Source organism: Gulosibacter sp. GYB002 (genome assembly GCF_036577665.1).
Taxonomy (GTDB): Bacteria; Actinomycetota; Actinomycetes; order Actinomycetales; family Microbacteriaceae; genus Gulosibacter; species Gulosibacter hominis.
Map to the genome: position 1 here is coordinate 168,594 of NZ_JARBDD010000013.1, position 19,838 is coordinate 188,431.

The 19,838-nt window shown below is 61.9% G+C and carries 12 protein-coding genes; 4 read left to right on the forward strand and 8 right to left on the reverse strand.

The annotated features are described in order from the left end of the window. Positions 1-2 precede the first annotated feature (2 nt). From PV375_RS07905 to PV375_RS07925, 5 genes are all read right to left on the reverse strand, one after another. Positions 3-1,301, reverse strand: coding sequence for a glycosyltransferase 87 family protein (locus PV375_RS07905; RefSeq protein ID WP_332106839.1), 1,299 nt, complete (start codon positions 1,299-1,301; stop codon positions 3-5). Next, positions 1,298-2,311 carry an ADP-dependent NAD(P)H-hydrate dehydratase gene (locus PV375_RS07910; protein WP_332106840.1) on the reverse strand — a complete coding sequence of 338 codons (1,014 nt, stop codon included), beginning with the start codon at positions 2,309-2,311 and terminating at the stop codon, positions 1,298-1,300. Before PV375_RS07910 ends, PV375_RS07905 begins: the two co-directional genes overlap by 4 nt. 61 nt (positions 2,312-2,372) lie before the next feature. Then, entirely contained in the window at positions 2,373-3,416 is a 1,044-nt protein-coding gene (locus PV375_RS07915) for a hemolysin family protein (RefSeq protein WP_332106841.1), read from the reverse strand. Continuing rightward, entirely contained in the window at positions 3,413-4,771 is a 1,359-nt protein-coding gene (locus tag PV375_RS07920) for a hemolysin family protein (protein WP_332106842.1), read from the reverse strand. The genes PV375_RS07915 and PV375_RS07920 overlap by 4 nt, the downstream gene beginning before the upstream one ends. A gap of 49 nt (positions 4,772-4,820) precedes the next feature. Next, positions 4,821-6,257 carry a GuaB1 family IMP dehydrogenase-related protein gene (locus PV375_RS07925; RefSeq protein WP_332106843.1) on the reverse strand — a complete coding sequence of 479 codons (1,437 nt, stop codon included), beginning with the start codon at positions 6,255-6,257 and terminating at the stop codon, positions 4,821-4,823. A 228-nt stretch (positions 6,258-6,485) separates the two neighbouring features. On the opposite strand from PV375_RS07925, the gene PV375_RS07930 reads away from it, so the two are divergent. Beyond that, positions 6,486-10,139: a multifunctional oxoglutarate decarboxylase/oxoglutarate dehydrogenase thiamine pyrophosphate-binding subunit/dihydrolipoyllysine-residue succinyltransferase subunit gene (locus PV375_RS07930; RefSeq protein WP_332106844.1), complete on the forward strand. Its 3,654-nt coding sequence runs from the start codon at positions 6,486-6,488 to the stop codon at positions 10,137-10,139. 237 nt (positions 10,140-10,376) lie between these two features. Here the strand turns inward: PV375_RS07930 and PV375_RS07935 are convergent, their stop codons facing one another. From PV375_RS07935 to PV375_RS07945, 3 genes are all read right to left on the reverse strand, one after another. Further along, entirely contained in the window at positions 10,377-15,191 is a 4,815-nt protein-coding gene (locus PV375_RS07935) for a G5 domain-containing protein (protein ID WP_332106845.1), read from the reverse strand. A gap of 140 nt (positions 15,192-15,331) precedes the next feature. Continuing rightward, complete coding sequence (locus tag PV375_RS07940) at positions 15,332-15,529, reverse strand: alpha-ketoglutarate decarboxylase (protein ID WP_230972646.1); 198 nt, start codon at positions 15,527-15,529, stop codon at positions 15,332-15,334. A 38-nt stretch (positions 15,530-15,567) separates the two neighbouring features. Then, complete coding sequence (locus tag PV375_RS07945; protein WP_332106846.1) at positions 15,568-16,233, reverse strand: sigma-70 family RNA polymerase sigma factor; 666 nt, start codon at positions 16,231-16,233, stop codon at positions 15,568-15,570. Positions 16,234-16,314: 81 nt separating this feature from the next. Here PV375_RS07945 and aroA point away from each other — a divergent pair, with 81 nt between their 5' ends. From aroA to PV375_RS07960, 3 genes are read left to right on the forward strand one after another with little or no spacing between them, the layout of a single operon-like run. Beyond that, entirely contained in the window at positions 16,315-17,742 is a 1,428-nt protein-coding gene (gene aroA / locus PV375_RS07950) for a 3-phosphoshikimate 1-carboxyvinyltransferase (RefSeq protein ID WP_332106847.1), read from the forward strand. Positions 17,743-17,759: 17 nt separating this feature from the next. Next, entirely contained in the window at positions 17,760-18,794 is a 1,035-nt protein-coding gene (rsgA, locus tag PV375_RS07955; RefSeq protein ID WP_332106848.1) for a ribosome small subunit-dependent GTPase A, read from the forward strand. A 27-nt stretch (positions 18,795-18,821) separates the two neighbouring features. Beyond that, entirely contained in the window at positions 18,822-19,637 is an 816-nt protein-coding gene (locus PV375_RS07960; RefSeq protein WP_332106849.1) for an inositol monophosphatase family protein, read from the forward strand. Positions 19,638-19,838: the final 201 nt, after the last annotated feature.

Sequence of the window (19,838 nt, forward strand, 5' to 3'; positions counted from 1 at the left end):
CCCTACCGGTTTCGTTTCGCAAATGCGCCCCTTGCCAGATGCACGAGCGACCACACCATCAATCCGGCGACCAGCAGGTTTCGCACCAGCAGCGTGAACGCTCCGGCCTTCATCCCGTCAACGATTTGCCAGTAGTACCAGGGGTAGACAAGCTGCGTGAGTAGCGAAATCGATAGCGCCACGATCGCCAGGGGCAGGAAGCGGCGCCCGTCCCACACGAGCCCAAAGATGATTACCGGCGCCAGCCAGGTGATGAACTGTGGCGAGCCCACCTTGTTGACCACGATGAATGTGGCGACCGCACCCAGGGTGAGTGCTGGCAGCCGCGTGGCGATGCCCATCCCCTGTTTTTTGGCAAGCATGGCAAGCCCCATCAGCACGATCATCATCACGAACATCAACGGGGTCAGCAGGTCACCGACGAGCTGGGTTCCCGGACCCTCGATTTCTTGGGTGAGGATCTCCTGCGAAAATTCGTTCTTGTAGTAAACCAGGCCCAGCGCGTGCAGCATCAAAAAGAAGCTCGCCGCGGTCGATTCCACCTGCAGTCCGCGGTCTCCCTGACCGCTCACGAAGCTCAGCGCGTGCGGAATCGCGTCGAATCCGCCGATTGCTACGACACCCACCATCACGCTAACGCACACCACAATCGCGCCGAGCACGAGCATCCAGCGACGCCGAATGGCCACGAAAGCCGAAGCAAAAAGCGCTGCCGGCCACACTTTGGTCCAGGCCCCCAGTGTCATGAGCGCGCCCGCAACCGCGGGCCGGGTCATGACCAGACTCAGGGCAATAATTGCGATCGGCACGGTAATCGCGTCAATTCGGCCGAACGCAATTGTGCCCAGTAGCAGCAGGAAGATCGTCCACCACCAGGCGGCGAGACGTCGCGGCCCGGCAAGCGCCCCGTGGGGGTTGCGGGTGAGCCACCACAGAGCGAGCGAGTCGAGCGCAATAACGATGCCCATCCAGGCGTACATATAGCCGCCGCGGCCGCCGAATAGATCGGCCAGCCACATGGGGATGAGTGACACGACCGGATAAACATAGTCGCTGTGGATTCCGGGAATGTCTCCGGCAACTGCCTGGTCGATCCAGCCGCGGTAGACGATGGTGACGTCGTTGAAGGGGCCGGATGGATGCCAGGTCGCCTGCCACGCGTAGAACACGTGAGTTGCCAGAAACACGAGCCACATGACGCTGAGCTCAACGCGCCGCGTCCACCAGCGCGGCCGGGGAATTCTCCGCAGCCCGTTCGAATAGCGCTTGTGTTTGGGCTTGGATGCGATGACGGTGTTCACTTGGCCAGCACCGCCGCCACCACGTTGGGAATAGCGCCGGCCACATCTGATGCGAGAATCGGGCCGCCGAGCGGGCCATGGTCGAGCATGAGTGCGGGTGCGTGCACGCTTGCGGGTGGGGTTTCGAGCCCGGCCGCGAGTTGGGATGCGAGCCAGCCGGCTCGGGCATGCAGCCAGGCTGCGGCTGCAACGACCTGGGGATGCTTGGGTGCGAGCCGGTGTGCGTGGCGGGTTGCCAGCAGTGTGCCGATCACACCGGCGAGCACGTCACCGGTGCCGGCGGTTGCCAGCCACGAGTTTGGGGTGCGCACCCGCAGACGTTCTTCGCCGCTGACGATATAGGTGTGCCGGCCCTTGAGCAGTACGGTGCAGCCGAGCAGTTCGGATGCGAGCACGGCGGCTTCGCCCTCAGATTCGGCGATTTCATCGGCACTCATTTTGGCCAGGTCGAGTCGTTTGAGCAGCTCTGACAGCTCGCGGGCGTGCGGGGTGATCACCAGGTTTTTGTGTCCGGGCTCTACCAGGGTGAGTGCCCCCGCATCAACGACGATGGGGGTGTCTGCGGCCAGCGCCGACCGGTAGAGCGCGGCGCGTTCGTCTTCGCGTGCATCCGGGATGCCCGACCCGATTACCAGCGCACCGAAATTGCCGAGCCCGTGCACCACTTCGGGGCGCACCGCGAGCACCGCGGCGGCCACTGAGGCCGGGCCCGAGTAGCGCACCAGGCCTGCGCCGGTGCGGCAGGCGGCCTGCGCGCTGAGCACAGCCGCGCCGGGATATGTGACCGACCCGGTTGCCAGCAGCACCACGCCACGCGAATATTTGTTGTCTTGTTCGGTGGGTTCGTGCAGGCAGGCGCGCACTTCACCCGCGGTTACCGAGTGCCAGCGTTCGGGTTCGCTATCTGCGTGTTCGGTCATGGCTTGGCCAACACTCTTGCCAGTGTCGGTATCGAGCGCCGGATGGTCGCCTGATGCACCGGCAGAGAAGTCGTTGAAGTCATGATTCACGCGCGCAAGTTTACCTGTTCATCCACGTATTTCTGCGTGACTTCCCGCCTGCCGACGTGGGCTAGGGGTGCCGCGCGGTGGCATCACGCACTTCACCAACGAGTTCTTCGATGATGTCTTCGAGGAAGAGCACGCCCGTGATGGTGCCGTCTTTTTCAACCACGCGCACGAGGTGTTTGCCGGTGCGACGCATTGAGGCCAGCGCATCTTCGAGCTCGGTGCCGGTGTACACCGACACCAGGGGGCGCAGCACCTTTTTGGGGGTGGGTTGTTCGTAGGCGGCGTCGGTGGCGAGTTCGAGCACGTCTTTCAGGTGCACGTATGCAACCGGGCGGCCCTCGGCGTCGGCGACAACATAACGCGAATAGCCGTATTCGGCCACCGCCTGCTGCAATTGGTGCGGGGTGAAGCCCGGCGGCAAAAGCACCATTTTGTCGAGCGGCACGGCCACCTCACCAACCTGCTTGGTCGTGAATTCGAACATGTTTGCCAGTGTGCCGGCGTCGTCGAGCAGCACGCCCTCGCGGGTTGATTGCTCAACGATTCCGGCCACCTGGTCGAAGGTGAACGCGCTGGTGGCCTCGGCCTTGGGGGTGACTCCGAACATTCGCAGCACGAGGTTGGCGATCTCGTTGAGCAACCAGATCACGGGTTTGAACATGCGCGCGAAAAACACCAGCGGCGGTGCCAACATGAGCACGGCCCGGTCGGGAATCGAAAACGAGAGGTTTTTCGGCACCATCTCGCCGAACACGACGTGCAGGTAGGTCACCAGCAGCAGCACGATTACGAAGGCAACGGTGTTGACCACTTCTGGTGACATACCGGTGGCGGCCATCGGCACCGCGAGCATGTGGTGCAGTGCCGGTTCTGACACGTTCAGAATCAGCAGCGAACACACGGTGATACCCAGCTGCGAGGTGGCGAGCATGAGCGTGGCGTGTTCCATGGCCCACAGCGAGGTCTGTGCCGCTTTCGAGCCCTGTTCGGCACGCGGTTCGATCTGCGAGCGCCGCGCGGTAATGACCGCGAATTCGGCACCGACGAAAAACGCATTGAACACCAGCAGCACAACCAACCAGATAATGCCCATGAAGTCGTTCATCGCTTTTCACCGCCCTCGTAGTCTGCCGAGCGTTCACGGCGCAGTCGATCTTCGTTTGATTCGTAGCAGTCATTCGGTACGAACCGCACCCGGTCGACGCGCCGGCCCTCGAGCTGTTCAACGATAAGTGTGCCCACCGGTATTTCTACTCGGTCACCGATCTCGGGGATACGGCCGAGCGCCGACATGATGAACCCGCCGACGGTTTCGTAGGGCCCATCCTCATCGATTTCAATATTGAGCCGGTCGCGCAGTTCGTCGGGTCGCAGCAGGCCGTCGAATAGGATGCGGTCGCGGCGGCGGATGATATCGGCGCGTCGAACATCGTGTTCGTCAACGAGGTCGCCAACGATTTCTTCGACCAGGTCTTCCAGGGTGGCGATACCGGCGGTGCCGCCGTATTCATCCAGCACGATTCCCATCTGATAGCCGTCAGTGCGCAGTTCCGAAAGCAGCAGATCAAGCGAAATTGATTCGGGCACCATTGGCACGTCGACCTTGATCGCCCCGACCGGCACCGATTCACGCCGCTCACGCGGCACTGCCATCGCATATTTCACGTGTGCCACCCCGACAACGTCGTCGATATCTTCGCCGATGACCGGGAAGCGCGAGTGCCCGGTTTCGATGGCGAGCGCGATGAGGTCAGACACCGGCGCATCCGCACCGATCACGGTGAGTCGCGGGCGCGGGGTCATAACGTCGGATGCGGTGTGCTCGCTGAAGCGCAGAGTGCGATTGAGCAGCGTCGCTTTATCGGTGTCGAGCACGCCCACGAGAGCGCTTCGGCGCACGAGGCTCGAAAGTTCTTCGGCGGTGCGGGCGCCCGAGAGCTCTTCTTTTGGTTCCACACCAAATGAGCGAATGATTGCGTTCGCCGAGTTGTTGAGCAGCGCCACAAACGGACGGAACACGGTGGTAAATGCCAGCTGCAGCGGCACCACGATTTTTGCGAGCTGCAGCGGCAGGGCGAGCGCAAAGTTTTTCGGTACCAGCTCACCGATCACCATCGATAGCACTGTGGCGACGACCATGGCGATGATGGTGCCGACACTGCGCACCCATTCGGCCGAGAGCCCGAGCGACAGCAGCCCGTCGGCGAGCAGCGAGCTGATGGCCGGTTCCATCGTGTAGCCGGTGAGCAGTGTGGTGAGGGTGATGCCCAGCTGGGCGCTCGACAGGTGCGTTGAGGTCTCTTTAAGCGCCGAGATTACCGGCTGCAATCGCCGCTCGCCAGCCGCCTGCCGGTTTTCGAGTTCGTGCCGGTCGAGATTTACCAGCGTAAATTCGGTGGCAACAAAAACACCGGTGCCCACACAGAGCAGCAGGCCAACGGCCAGCAATAACCATTCCATTTGGCGAGCAGTTTACCCGGCTCAGCTGAGGATCGAACGCTGCGCGTGCCTACCAGCTCACCGGCAGGGCTTTGCCTTCTTCGTAGCCGGCGGCCGATTGGATGCCCACCTTTGCTCGTTCATGAAACTCCGGCAGGGTGCGGGCGCCGGCATAGGTGCAGCTTGAGCGCACGCCGGTGGTAATCATGTCAACGAGATCATCGATGCTGGGGCGCTCGGGGTCGATCAAAATTTTTGAGTGCGAAATGCCCTCGGCAAACAACCGCTTTCGGGCGCGCTCATAGGAAGGAAGGTCGGCGAAGCGGCCGTCGACCGCTCGGGTTGAGGCCATCCCGAACGATTCTTTGTATCGCGCACCGTTTGCATCCGTGAGCACTTTGCCCGGCGCTTCGATGGTGCCGGCAAACCACGAGCCGATCATCACCGCGCTCGCACCGGCAGCGAGGGCGAGCGCCACATCGCGCGGGTAACGCACTCCCCCGTCGGCCCACACGTGTGCGCCGTGTTGCGCCGCCACCTCGGCGCATTCGAGCACTGCCGAAAACTGAGGGCGTCCCACCGCGGTCATCATTCGGGTGGTGCACATTGCCCCCGGCCCTACCCCGACCTTCACGATATTGGCACCGGCGCGCACAAGATCGCGGGCGCCCGCACCCGAAACAACGTTTCCAGCCACCAGTGGTACCCCAATTTCGGCTTCGCGCACCTTTTCGAGTGCCTGCAACATGCTGCCCTGGTGTCCGTGTGCGGTGTCGAGCACGAGCACATCGGCGCCGGCTTCGCGCAGCGTGCGGGCACGGCCGACCACGTCTCCGCGCAGCCCCAGGGCTGCCGCGACCCGCAACCGGCCGGCGTCATCGACGGCCGGCGGGTAGATCGTGGTGCGCAGCGCATCCGTTTGCGAAAGTCCGCCGACGAGTTCGCCGTCGCGACGCACGGCCACAAACTGATGGCCTGCACGTTCGAGCACGTCGAATCCTTCGCGAGGGTCGGCCAGGTCGGCCGCATCTACTTCGGGAGCGGCGAGGTGTTCGAGATCACCCACGCGCGCATCCTCGGGCATGGGTGCAAACGCTACCGCATCGACGATTGCCACGATATCGCCGCCGCGCACGATCCCCACCGGCGTACCCGCAATCGGCGGCACGGTTGACAGCAGTTCGGCAACGGTTGCATCCGCTGCAATTTCAAATGGCGCCGCCCAACCAGTGGGCTGCCGCTTCACCCAACGCAATTGTTCGGCCACGGCGTGTTCGGCGAGATCCTGCGGCAGCACTGCGAGTCCACCGCGCCTGGCGAGTGCCGCGGCGAGCCGCTTTCCGGTAACCGCGTTCATATTGCTTGCCACCAGCGGGATACGCATCCCGGTGCTGTCGACCGTGCTGAGATCCACCCCCAGTCGCGACCCGACATCGCTACGCGAGGGGACCAAAAACACATCCGAATAGGTCAGGTCGTACTGGGGTTGAACGCCATAGAACTGCATGTGTCCAATGGTATGAGCGAAGTCTTTAGTGATAGTCAAGCAACCACGGCCACCGATTCGATTCACCTGCAAGGAAGCTGTACTTCGACGTCAAGAAGACCCGTTAGGCTTGCCCAATGAACAGGGCCGACGGCGGCTTGCCGACGTTGGCGCTTCACCATCCACGAGTGCAGAAAAGGCGGCGATTTTCGCGTGTCGACTCCCACCTCTGGCTCCGCAGGCCAGCCCATGAACAACTTCGGTGTCAACGACTGGCTCGTTGCCGAAATGTATGCCAAGTTCAAGGACGACCGAAATAGTGTGGATGAGGCCTGGTGGCCCACGCTCGAGCGCTACGCCCAGTCATTGCAGGGTCAGCAGGCCGCGCCTGCGAAACCTGTCAAACCGGGGGCCAAGGCTGAAGCTGCCGAGACACCTGCACCAGCCGCTCCCGCCAAGGCGCCCGGCAGCAAGTCAGGCGCGAAGACCACAGGCCGCCCGGCGCAGAGCCGCAAGGTGCCCGCCGACGCCCCTAAGGGTGTTAAAGATGCCGAACCCGAGCGCGAACCAACCGTTGAGCCGCTGAAGGGCATGTCGAAGGCGATCGCCAAAAACATGGACGTGTCGCTCGAGATTCCCACCGCCACGAGCTACCGCGAGATCCCCGCGAAGCTCATGATTGATAACCGCATTGTCATCAACAATCATTTGCGTCGCACCCGAGGCGGCAAGGTGTCGTTCACGCACCTGCTGGGTTTTGCACTCGTACAAACCCTTAAAAAATTCCCGTCGCAAAACGTCTACTACGACATCGTTGACGGTAAGCCTTCGGTGGTGACGCCTGCACATATCAACCTCGGTATCGCCATCGACGTCGAAAACCGGGACGGCAGCCGCGGCCTGGTGGTGCCGAGCATCAAGCAGGCCGAGCGCATGAATTTCCGCGAGTTCCTTGAGGCTTACGAGATGCTCATCAAGCGCGGCCGTGAGGGCAAGCTCACCGCCGCCGATCACGCCGGCGCCACCATTTCGCTCACGAACCCCGGTGGTATCGGTACGGTGCAGTCGTCGCCGCGACTCACCAAGGGGCAGGGATGCATCATTGGTGCCGGCGCGCTTGACTACCCCGCCGCATTCCAAGGCATGGCGCAAGAGACGCTCAACGACCTGGCCATTTCGAAGCGCATCACGGTTTCGTCAACTTACGATCACCGGGTCATCCAGGGCGCCGGCTCGGGTGAGTTTTTGAAAATTGTTGCCGAGCATCTCACCGGCGGCCACAATTTTTACGAGGATGTATTTTCAGCGCTGCGCATCCCCTACCGACCGATTCAGTGGTCGAAGGATGTACACGTAGATCTGGCTGCAAACATCAACAAGACCGCCCGCGTGCAACAGGTCATCAACATGTACCGGGAACGCGGTCACCTCATGGCCGAAATCGACCCGCTCGAGTACGTGCAACGTTCGCACCCCGACCTTGAGATCGAGTCTCACGGCCTAACTTTCTGGGACCTCGAGCGCGAATTTGTCACCGCCGGGTTTGGTTCGAAGCGCACCATGAAGCTGCGCGATATTCTCGGCATCCTGCGCGACACCTACTGCCGCACCACGGGCATCGAATACATGCACATCGATGACCCCGAGCAGCGGCAGTGGTTCCAAGATAAGCTCGAGCACCCCTATATCCCGCCCACGCACGACGAGCAGCTGCGCATCCTCACCAAACTCAATCAGGCTGAGGCTTTCGAGACTTTCTTGCAGACGAAATATGTCGGTCAAAAACGTTTCTCGCTCGAGGGCTCCGAGTCGGTGATTGCGCTGCTCGATCAGATCGCATCCGATTCGCTCGACGACGATATTCGCGAACTGGCGATCGGTATGGCCCACCGTGGCCGCCTCAACGTGCTCACGAATATTGCCGGTAAAACCTACGACCAGATGTTCCGCGAGTTTGAGGGCTCGGTTCCGGGCAAGGTTGCCGGTACTGGTGATGTGAAGTATCACCTCGGCATCGAGGGCACCTACACCTCCCCCGAGGGTAAGGAACTGCCCGTATACCTGGCTGCTAACCCCTCTCACCTCGAGGCCGTCAACGGTGTGCTCGAGGGTATTGTGCGCGGTAAACAAGACCGCGACCCAGACGGTGTGTATCCGGTGCTGCCGGTGCTCATTCACGGTGACGCGGCCATGTCTGGTCAGGGCATCGTGTATGAGACCCTGCAGATGTCGAAGCTGCGCGCCTACCGCACCGGTGGCACGGTGCATATCATCATCAATAACCAGGTTGGTTTCACCACTACCGCGCAGGATGGCCGCAGTTCGCGGTATGCATCCGATGTTGCCAAGTCGATTGATGCTCCGGTGCTGCACGTTAACGGTGACGACCCCGAGGCTGTGGTGCGGGTGGCGCAGTTGGCGTTCCAGTACCGTCAAAAGTTCAACAGCGATGTGGTGATCGACCTGGTGTCGTACCGTCGCCGTGGTCACAACGAGGGTGATGACCCGTCGATGACGCAGCCGCTGATGTACGACCTGATTGAGAAGAAGCGTTCGGTGCGAAAAATTTACGCCGACAATCTCATGGGTCGTGGTGATATCACGCAGGAAGAGTACGATCACGCCCAGGCCGAGTTCCACGCCGAACTCGAGCGTGCCTTTGCTGAAACGCACAATGTGCACACCGAGGCGATTACGGCCAGCGAACTCGCCACGGTTGGTTCGCGTGAGGAGCGTCAGCATTCGGTGCCGGTGAGCACTGCAATTCCGGGCGACGTGATTGCCAGCATCGGTGACGCTCACCAGAATGTGCCTGAAGGGTTCACGGTGCACCGCAAGCTGCAGCGGGTGCTTGATAGTCGCTACAAGATGTCGCGTGAGGGTGGCATCGACTGGGCGTTTGGTGAGCTGTTGGCGCTTGGTTCGCTGCTGATGGAGGGTACTCCGGTGCGGATGAGCGGCCAGGATTCACGCCGCGGCACGTTTGCGCAGCGGCACGCGCTGCTGCACGACCGGGTGACCGACCGCAACTGGATGCCGCTGCAAAACCTCGGTGATGATCAGGCCCGATTCTCGGTGTACGACTCGCTGCTTTCGGAGTATGCGGTGATGGGCTTCGAGTATGGCTATTCGGTGGAACGGCCCGATTCGCTCGTGCTGTGGGAGGGCCAGTTTGGTGATTTTGCCAATGGTGCCCAGACCGTGATTGACGAGTTCATTGCTGCCGGTGAGCAGAAGTGGGAGCAGCGTTCGAGCGTTGTGTTGCTGCTGCCGCATGGCTATGAGGGCCAGGGGCCGGACCACTCGTCGGGTCGTATCGAGCGCTTTTTGACGCTGTGTGCCCAGGACAATATGACGGTGGCGCAGCCTTCGACTCCGGCGAACTACGCTCACCTGCTGCGCCTGCAGGCGTATCAGCGTCCGCGTAAGCCGTTGATTGTGTTTACACCAAAGTCGATGCTGCGGCTGCGCGGTGCCACGTCATCGCTTGAGGAGTTCACGAAGGGGCACTTTAAGCCGGTGCTCGACGACTCGCGTCAGCTGGATGGTGCGGCGGTGAAGCGCATTGTGCTGCACTCGGGCAAGCTGCATTATGAGCTTGAGCAGCAGTTGACCAAGCGTGAGGATGAATCGATCGCGCTGGTGCGGTTGGAGCGCTACTACCCGCTGCCGTTTGAGGAGCTGCAGGAGGTTATCACGAAGTACCCGGGTGCTGAGCTCGTGTGGGCGCAGGATGAACCAGCGAACCAGGGTGCGTGGCCGTTCTTGCAGCGGGTGCTGTTCCCGAAGCTCGACCGCGAGGTGCGGCTGGTTTCGCGTCCGCCGGCGTCGGCTCCTTCGGTGGGCACGATGAAGCTGCACACTGAGCAGCAGGCCGAGTTGCTGTCGCAGGCGCTCGACTAGTTACTCTGGCTCTGTTTTAGTCGGGGCCGGGTCGTTCAGCAGCTGCTGGATCGACCCGGCCCCGACTTTTTGGTTGTGCGTGCGGTGGTTTGTTGTCGTTTGTGTCGCTGGTTGCTGGGGTTGTTTGAGCCAGCTGGATGAGCTGGGCGGTACGCAAGATGGCGGAGCCACATTTGTGGCTCCGCCATTTTTAGGCCGAGTTAGCGACGCAGCTCAGCGGCGTTGTCGCTGCTCGGTTTAGTGTTCCGAGAACCGCCTGCGGATGGTGAGTAGGACTGCACCTGCCAGCATCAGCAGTGTGGCGGTTGCGAACGCGGTGGTTGCGCCGCTGGCACCGGTGCTGGCCAGGCCACCACCCGAGTTGTTGGCGCCGTCAGTTCCTGCCGGCTTGCCGGTGTCGCCCGGAGTGCCCGGCTTGCCAGGCTGGCTCGGGGTTTCACCCGGAGTGTCGTCTGCAGTCTCGGTCGGAGTGCCCGTCGGGTCAGTCGGGTCCGTCGGCTCAGTCGGGTCCGTCGGATCGGTCGGCTCAGTCGGGTCCGTCGGATCGGTCGGGTCCGTCGGCTCAGTCGGGTCCGTCGGCTCAGTCGGGTCCGTCGGCTCAGTCGGATCCGTCGGCTCAGTCGGATCGGTCGGCTCAGTCGGATCGGTCGGCTCAGTCGGATCGGTCGGCTCAGTCGGATCCGTCGGCTCAGTCGGGTCCGTCGGGTCCGTCGGGTCCGTCGGGTCCGTCGGCTCAGTCGGCTCAGTCGGATCGGTCGGCTCAGTCGGGTCCGTCGGCTCAGTCGGGTCCGTCGGGTCCGTCGGGTCCGTCGGGTCCGTCGGCTCAGTCGGCTCAGTCGGATCGGTCGGCTCAGTCGGGTCCGTCGGCTCAGTCGGGTCCGTCGGCTCAGTCGGATCGGTCGGCTCAGTCGGATCGGTCGGCTCAGTCGGATCGGTCGGCTCAGTCGGATCGGTCGGGGTCTCGCAGTTGCACTTGGTGCCTACGCGCAGCTTGCGCGGCTGCGGCTCCTTCACCACGTTCTCGTCGACTTCCGGATCACCGACTGGCTTGCCGTTTTCGAGTTTCCAGGTCTTGGTGATTTCCTTTTCGCCGAAGACGCCTGCCTGGTCCTCAACGACCTTGCCGACTTCGAGGTTCGGGTCGTACTCGATGAGGGTGTCGTACGGGGTCTTCTCGGTGTACTTATCCGTGAGCTCGGTCTGGTTCTTGGCCGGACCAACCTCGATGATCTGCTTGACCGGATCGCTGATCTTCTCGGAGGAATCCTCCGTGGAGATCTCGCCGTTTTCGGCGTTCACCTTCACGGTGTGCTTGACCTCGCCCTGCTTACCTTCCTGGACAACATTGGTTTCACCAGGCTGCAGATCAGGGTTGACGCGCACCTCGACTTCGAACGGAGTCTTCTCAGTCCATTCGAATTCGGTGGAGGCGGCCTTGCCCTTCGTGCCGACCTTGATGATCTGCTTGACCGGATCGGTCACACGCTCGGTTTCGGTCTTGGAATCCACAACCTTCGAGTTCTCGATGGTCAGGGTAGTGGTGACCTTGTCCTTACCGAGCTGGCCTTCCTGAACAGTTTCCTGCTTACCGGCTTCCATCGTGTCATCGAAGATGACCTCGGTCTCGAACGGCACGTCCTTGAGGTACTCACTAGTGTGAGTGCCCTCGGTGCTCGACTTGGTGCCGACGCGGATGATCTGCTCGGTCGGTTCCTTGGTGCGCTCAGAGGTCACGACTGGGTCGCCCGAAGGCTTACCGTCCACGAGCTTCTGAGTCGAGGTCTCAACCTCGGTGCCAAGCTCACCCTTCTGGTCAACGACCTGCTTGCCGGCCTCGAGGGTGTCATCGAAGACAACCTTGGTGTCGAACGGAATCGGCTTCTCAGTCTTGGTCACGAGCTCGCTCGGAGCAATGCCAGGGCCGTACTCGACGATCCGCTTGACAGGATCCTTGGTGGTCTCTTCCTCGACTACCTCAGCCTTGTCACCCTCAGCAGTGAACTTAGCGGTGTAGGTCTTCTCGCCGTTTTCACCTTCCTGGACGACCCTCGTCTCTCCCGGCTTCAGTTCTGGGTTTTCGCGAACCTCAGTTGGGTACGGGATTGGAACCGTCCACGTGACTTCCTCGGAGCTTTGTGCTGGCTTCGTGCCAACAAGAACAACCTCGTTGACTGGAGCCTTGGTCTGCTCCCACGTGCCGTCCTTGTTCTGCTTCTGCGCGCCCGGCTTGCCTTCGGTCTGGACCCGGTACTCACCGGCAGGAATGGAGTCGTCGTACTTGTACTCGACGTCGAAGGGCACCTCGCGCGTCGGAACATCGACGACGTTCACCACTGCCTTAGCCGTGTCGGTGGATCCGTCTTCATAGGTCACCGTGACAGGGATTTGGACCTGCGTACCCGGCTTGGCATCTTTAGGTGCGGTTGCGGTGATCTGACCGTTGTCGTCGATCTCAACAGTCCAGCCGGCAGGAACATCACCCAGCTTGTAGGGGTTGTCCTTCGCAACGTTGATGTTGTCCGGTTTCTCGATTGTCACGGGCAGTTTCGCGGTGTCACCTGGGTAAACCGTTTCTACCGGGTACGAAGGTTCTGCTTCCCAACTGTTGGTCAGCTTCACCACGGTGGTGACTGGCACCAGCGGGGTGGAGCCGTCCGGAGTGGTCACAGTGACGTTGACGGTCTTCTTGTCACCCGGCTTGGAGTCTGCTGGTGGGGTGGAAGACACGACACCGGTGTTCGGGTCGACCTTGTACTTCCAGCCGTCAACTTCCTGCTCAAGGATCGGCTGATCATTCTCGTCCTTGCCGAACGAGAACTTGGATCCCTTAGGTGCGTCCTGTACCTGGTGGTTCACAGCCTGGTTCGGGCCAGTCGATTCTACGGAGTAGGTAGGGGCGTGATCGCTCTTGAGAACGACGATGGTGCCCTTGACTTCCTGCGGCTTGTCAGCGTTGTCGTAGTAGGCAAGAACCGGGACGTTCAGCATGTAACCTTCAGGCGCGGTCCGCGGAATCGTCGTGGTGATCTCACCAGTGTTCTCGTCGATCTTGACAGTCCACGTGCCGCTGTCATCCGTGTGGGTGTACTGGGTCGTGCCGTCCGGGAAGGTGTAGCGCTTCGGAGCCTCGTCGGTCGTGTTACCGCTCAGACCACGCTCCGGAATCTCAGGCTTGAGCGAGACCTTCGCAGCCGGCTTATTCGTGACCGTGCCGTAGGTCGGGATCTTGATGTCCACGATCGCCTGGAACTGGACCTCGATCTCATCCGTGGTCTGGTCAGGGTAGGTTGCTTTGACCTTCGGGGTGATGATCGTGCCCGGCGCGACGGTGTCGTCCGCCTTCGCGGTGACCTTGCCGGTCTGATCGACCGTGACGGTCCAGCCAGCAGGGACAGTGGACTCGTCAATCTCGAACGTAGCCGGGTGGACCGGCTTGTGACCTTTCATGATCGACTTAGTGCCCACCTGGGCGGTGAGGTCATCTCCGATCTTGCCCTTGGTCAGACCAGGGCGCACGAGGTCGGTGACCTGGGTGTTGTTCGGGTCGACCACGACGAGCAGTTCGAGCTCATCGGTCGAGCCGTTGGAGTACTCGACGGTGATCTTCGGGCGCGCGAAGGTGCCCGGACGAGGGTTCTCTGGAGCGGTGACGGTGACGTTGTAGTTCTCGTCCATCTCGACGGTCCAGCCCTCGTAGACGTATTTCTCGTCCAGGGTGACCCGGGCCTCGTAACCGCCGTCTGCCTTCTTCTTCGCCAGGTCCTTAATCAGGTCAGGGGTCTGGGTGAAGGTGACCTTCTGCGGCTCAGTAGCCAGCGGTCCGGTGGCGCTGTCGACGCCCGAGATGATCGTGGCGTCGGTCTTGTCGTACTTCGGGGAGTGGTACTCGGTGTCATCCAGGGAGAACGCCTTGGAGTCGATGACGTTCGCCTTGTTGTAGCGGGTCAGCGAGTTCGAGCTGTCGAAGGCTCCGTCATGCTCGATAAACTCATTGTTGCTCTTAGCTGCGGCCTTGAGCTGGTCCACGCTACGCGGCTTTGCCAGAACGGAGAAGTTCACGTTCTTGTCAGTCGCCAGGTCGGTACCGCGGTACTCAGGCCACGTGAAAAAGATCTCGCCGGTCGTTTCGTCGATGCGAAGGTTCTTGGTGCCGCCAGACGCCGCCGGGTCGGTGGTGCCGATGAACTTGCCGTTGCCGTCGTAGGCCTCCACGACCATGCGGGACATGGAGTCATCCGTGCCCTGACCGGTCACAGCCGGGATGTTGATCTTACCGACCTTGGTTTCCGCACTTGCAACGATGACGTGCTTATCAAAGTTCTCCCACGAGACCGTGATCGGGTTACATTCGATGTTCTCGCTCGGCCACGGGTTCACAAAGGCAGTGAAGGCTTGGTTACTCCCGTAGGTGGCCCTTGGTCCTCCAGGATTTTCCTGCGTATAGTTTCCCTGCCAGGCGTAACGCACCGGGTTACCGGCAGTGGCCTCAGCGAACCGCTTGACTTTCGCGTCGGTCAGTTCCGCGAAGAGGTTCAGGTTTCTTTGTCGACCAGAGCCATTGATCGCGATGTTTTCGTCGGCCTTGTGCGTAACTGTCTCGCCAAGGAAGGTCTGGCCGGCATTCATCGACTGGACTTGACCTGTGTTGAGGTACGAGCCCATAAGGCCTGAATTGGTAAAACTCCAATCCACGAACGTGCGGTCCTTCGAATTGTCAAAGGCGACGCTCAAGCCCCACCGGGTTTTGTCGGTGCTGCTCGCGCTCGGGTCCAAGGTGCTCCAGCTAAAACCAGCCTGGCTGCCCTGCTGAGAGTTGTCAGCCTGAACAACACACGAACCGGCCGGGAGGTCGGAGGCCTTCTGGGCGTCCCTCTCTACCGCGCCCGACTTGTCGCGAATGCCGCCGGAGAGCTCCGCCGCCGCGGCTGGCTCAACCGTGGTGAAGTTTGAGACGGCAACGAGCGCGCCGCCCGTCAAAGCTAAAACCGATAGCGCAGCAATACTCGAGCGCGATATGCGCTTCAGAGCTGCCTTATTGCGTGAAATATGCATCCTCATCCCTTAAGTGGAGTCGTGCAGTGCCTTATGGCAACAGTCCGGTCACTAACAGATCCACACTAGTCGGAAACACAGCGTTCGGCCAGGGTTCATTCAGACAAGCATCGTCGCCGGCCCGCACGAGCCGCCCAACACTAGCCGCGCTCGAGCGCCGATTGGATGCGTTCGCGCAGTTGCTCAGGAGCGATCTCCTCACAGCAGGCCCGCCGAACCACCTCGGTAATCATCAACTGCACCTGCGCCTCGTCTGAACAGTCGACGCAGTGACACAGGTGCTCGCGAATCGCCACCGCATCACACTCGTTGAACTCGCGGCGAAGAAACTCTTCCATCGACTCGCGTGCCTTCTCACAGCCACAATCGCCCACTGTTACTCCCCCTCCTCAAGTCCAATTCCGTATTCGGCGGCATACTCGCGTAGCCGTTCTCGCAGCATCCGCCGTCCCCGATGCAACCGGCTCATGACCGTGCCCACGGGCGTGTCCATCACCTCGGCGATTTCGCGATACGTAAATCCCTCCACATCGGCCAGCAGCACCACGCTGCGGTAGTTGTCGGGAAGGTCTGCCAGCGCATCCGTCACCGCGCTCGCCGGCAGATTGTCGAGCGCCTCAGCCTCAGCCGACCGCGACGACTGCTGCGGAGCCGTATACGACTCGGCACCCGAAAGCTGCCAGTCTTCGAGCTCTTCAAGCGGATTCGCATACGGAGCGCGCTTCGCCTGCCGGTACTGGTTGATATACAGATTGGTTTGGATGCGGTAGAGCCAGGCACGAATATTCGACCCCGGCTTAAACGTGTCGAACGCGGCGTAAGCCTTAGTAAACGTTTCTTGTATGAGGTCTTGCGCATCGGCCGGGTTGCGGGTCATCCGCATAGCGTGACCGTACAGCTGGTCAAGCAGCGGTAACGCCTCGGCCTGAAAGCGCGCGTGCAGCTCGGCGTCGCGGCCCTCAGCGCTCGAGACGTCACTGCCCGCGGGCTCGGCAGGCGGGCCAGCCTGCTCGGTCGACTCATTGGGGGCACGGTGTTTCATCACCCCCGATTCTACGAGTACCCGCGAAACCACGCGCCCTCCCCCACTTTCTTGAGCACTTGTCGGTACTCTCAATAACCGATGGAGATCTTCAAATATTCCGGACCGACCTTTGACCTGTACGGCGAAGAATGGAGTGACGCGCTCATCCTCGACGATGGGCCGTGGCCCGCGCCCACCGCATCCGGCCCACTCGACACGCGCGTGGCAGTGCCCGGCTCGAAATCGATCACGAACCGAGAACTCGTGCTGGCGGCGCTCGCCGATGAGCCATCACTGCTGCACCGGCCATTGCACGCGCGCGACACCGCGCTCATGGTGGATGCGCTGCGCGCGCTCGGCACCGACATTGAAGAAGTACCGCACCCCGAAAACCCGTTCGGCCCCGATCTGCGCATCACCCCCGCCGAAGAGCTCGAGGGCGGCGTATCGATCGAGTGTGGGCTTGCCGGCACCGTAATGCGTTTCGTGCCGCCGGTTGCGGCGCTGGCGCTCGGCCCGGTGAATTTTGACGGCGACGAGGCCGCGCACAAGCGCCCCATGTCGGGCGTGATTGAGGGGCTCGAAAAGCTCGGTGTTGAGGTGCGCGATGATGGCAATCGTCGGCTGCCATTCTCGATCTACGGTGCCGGCAAGGTCAGCGGTGGCGATCTCGAAATTGATGCCAGTGCATCCAGCCAGTTTGTTTCGGGGCTGCTGCTCGCAGCACCTCGGTTCACGAACGGCCTCACCCTGCGCCACACCGGCGAACAGGTGCCGTCGCTCCCCCACATTGAAATGACCCTCGCCGCGCTACGGGCACGCGGGGTGGATGCTTCCAGCCCCGAACCGAATATGTGGCGCGTGGCTCCGGGCCCGATTGCCGGGCGTGAGCTGACCGTCGAACCTGATCTCTCGAACGCGGCGCCGTTTTTGCTCGCGACGATCGTCACCGGTGGCGCGGTGTGCATGCCCGATTGGCCCGAGGCATCGACCCAGCTCGGTGATCTGTTGATTACCGTGCTGCGCCAGTTCGGGGCCGAGGTAGAACTGCGCGACGGCACGCTGTATTGCAGCGCTGAGGTGTCACGCCGCCCCGAATCGTTCGAATTTGATTTTGCGGATGCGGGCGGCGAGCTGGCACCAAACATTGCGGCAGTCTGTGCGCTGCTGCCGGGCACCTCGCAGCTGCGGGGCATCGGACATTTGCGCGGACACGAAACCGACCGGGTGGCGGCGCTGGCGGCCGAATTGCAGCGCGTGGGGGCGACCGTGGTCGAACACGATGACCGGTTGGAGATTACCGGCGGTGAACTGCACGGCGCCACCTGGGGCTGCTATGAAGATCACCGTATGGCCACCACCGGTGCGCTGATCGGGCTTGTCACCGAGGGCATCGAGCTTGACGATGTGCGGTGCACCTCAAAAACTCTGCCGCAATTTGTGGCCATGTGGAATGCGATGCTCACCGGCACCACACCGGGGCCCGAAGAAGAGCCGCCGACATCGTTCATCTCGCTATCGCTGTAGCCGAGGAGTAGCACGCAATGGCAGGTTGGCAGCGTACCGATGCCTACGACAAGTACGGCCGCTATAGCGAAGACGATGTGCGCATCCGCGCCGACCGTCGCGGCGCCCGGCCGCGCACGAAACAGCGCCCCGCGCATGAGGATGCGGTCGAGGGGTTCGTATTTGGGGTAGACCGTGGGCGTTACAGCTGCCTGGTGGATGTGGGCCAGCGCGGCGAACGCGAGGTAGTTGCGGCGCGGGCGCGCGAGCTTGGCCGCAAAGCCATCGTGGTTGGCGACCGGGTGGCACTCGTGGGTGATGTGTCGGGTGAAGCCGGCACGCTGGCGCGGATTGTGCGCATCAATGAGCGCTCGACGCTGCTGCGCCGCTCGGCGGATGACAGCGACGAGGTTGAGCGCGTAATCGTCGCGAACGCCGACCAGATGTGCATCGTAGTGGCGGCGGCGCAGCCCGAACCGCGCCCGCGACTGATCGACCGCTACCTCGTGGCCGCCTACGACGCGGGGGTTTCGCCGCTGCTGGTGATCACAAAAACGGATCTTGCCCCGGCGGATGAACTGCGTGAGCTCGTCGAGCCGCTTGAGGTGCCGGTGTTTGAATCGCGGCCGGGCGATGAGTCGGTGCTCGAGCAGCTTGAAGCAGCGTTCGACGGGCACACGACGGTGCTCGTTGGGCATTCGGGCGTTGGGAAGTCGACGCTCGTGAACGCGCTCGTGCCGCATGCGAACCGGGCAACCGGACACGTGAATGCGGTGACCGGCCGTGGCCGACACACATCGTCGTCGTCGGTGGCGATGCGCATCGGTGGTGGTTGGGTAATTGATACGCCGGGTGTGCGTTCGTTTGGGCTGGGGCATGTGCGCGATGATGCGGTGTTTCGGGCGTTTCCGCGCCTGGCCGCGGTTGTGGCCGAGTGCCCGCGCGGCTGTACGCATCTGGATGATGCGCCCGATTGTGAATTGGATGCGGCGATGGCTGATGGCCGGTTGGATGCCGTGGGTTGCCGCCGGGTGGCGTCGCTGCGACGGCTGCTGGTGTCGATGTCGGCGTAGGGCTGGGGCGTGGGCGATACTGGTGCTATGGCCTACGAATTGCTCCACCCGATCACTGCCGATCTGCGTCTTGCCCGCCAGCTGGCGGATCTCGCCGATGAGGTCTCGATGCGGTTTTTTAACTCACGCGATTTGGGCGTGTATCTGAAGGAAGATCGCACGCATGTCACCGATGGTGACCGCGAGGTGGAGCGCGTGATTCGTGAGAAGCTCGCGGATGCGCGGCCGTCGGATGCGTTTTATGGCGAAGAGAGCGGCCGCGATGGTAATTCGCGGCGCCAGTGGGTGATTGACCCGATTGATGGCACCGCGAATTTTATGCGCGGGGTGCCGATTTGGGCGACGCTGATTGCGCTCGTGGTGGACGGTCACCCGCAGGTTGGTGTGGTGTCGGCACCGGCGCTGAACCGCCGCTGGTGGGGTGCGACCGGGCTCGGCGCGTATTTGGATGATGACCTGAGTGATTCGGATACCGCCACCGATCGGCGCATCGAGGTGTCGGGCATCACGAAGCTGTCGGAGGGTCAGATTAATTATGGCTCGCTGAAGTACTGGCAGGAGATTAATCGGGTTGAGCCGATTTTGGAGCTGAACGAGCGAGCCTGGCGGTCACGCACGATCGGCGATTTTTGGCCCTACATGCTGGTGGCTGAGGGCGCGTTCGAGGCGTCGTGTGAGGTGGATCTCGCGCCATACGATATGGCGGCGCTGATCCCGATCATCGAAGAAGCCGGCGGCACCTTCACCTCGGTTGATGGCGAGCCGGGATGCTGGGGCAGTTCTGCGGTTGCCACCAACGGCCTCGTGCATGACGAGGTGCTGCGGGTGTTGCAGGGGCGGTAGCTCGGTCGCAGGCAAGTGTGCAGGCCGCCCGCTCGTGGCAGAACTGTGTGAGGGGCAACAGTGAGTCAACGTCAGCGTGCCGATAGATCGCGGACAAGATTGACTTCCTGCCAAGGACACGCCTAATGAAGCTGTGAGCCATGCCCACAACGGGGGCAACAAGCTCAATGGGGAACACTAAGTCGGTAGTACTGCTGTCGG